Raw genomic sequence first — 626 nt, forward strand, 5'->3', positions numbered from 1 at the left:
TTATTCTTTCTTTTACCCACTCAAAACGTGAAAGAACCATTTTTTAAAAATTTTACTTGACATCACGGTTGCTTTAGGGGAGACGTCAAGGAGCTTTCGAACAAGCCAACAAAGTTAATCGAATGAATGCAACTTGGTATTACAGGAGGTTTTAATCATGATACGGGTAAGCACAGATAAATTAAATAAAGACGGCATGTTGGGAATTGAAGAAAATGGCCACAGTGTGCTGCTTGTGAAAGTTGGCAAGAATTATTTTGCCCTGGGGGATATCTGTCCGCACAGAAAGTGCAGGCTTCATACTGGGACGTTAAAGGGTTGTCCCTGCCACGGGGCAACGTTTGACATAGCCACAGGGCAACTTCAGACATGGTTTCAGAATTTTTCATCGGATTTGGTAAAACTCATCGGTATATCAGGTCTTATGAATATAAAGACCTATAAGTGCACGGTTAGTGGTAATGAAATTGTGATTGATATTTAAGAAAAGACCTTATATCAAGTAGCATTCATCGAAGTAATATTAAAACTAATTGCCTATGTAATTAACTCCGTTACTATCTGGATTCCAGCTTTCGCTCGGAATGACAGAAAAAAGAAAATCCTCCTTTTGTCATTCCCGCCTA

Annotated in this window: 1 protein-coding gene; it reads left to right on the top strand. The window is 38.8% G+C overall.

Annotated features, from left to right (window positions below):
* Nucleotides 1-157 precede the first annotated feature (157 nt).
* Complete coding sequence (locus H7844_15915; protein ID MEO5358764.1) at nucleotides 158-484, top strand: Rieske (2Fe-2S) protein; 327 nt, start codon at nucleotides 158-160, stop codon at nucleotides 482-484.
* Nucleotides 485-626: the final 142 nt, after the last annotated feature.

The organism is Nitrospirae bacterium YQR-1, assembly GCA_039908095.1.
In the GTDB taxonomy this organism is placed as follows: domain Bacteria; phylum Nitrospirota; class Thermodesulfovibrionia; order Thermodesulfovibrionales; family Magnetobacteriaceae; genus Magnetomonas.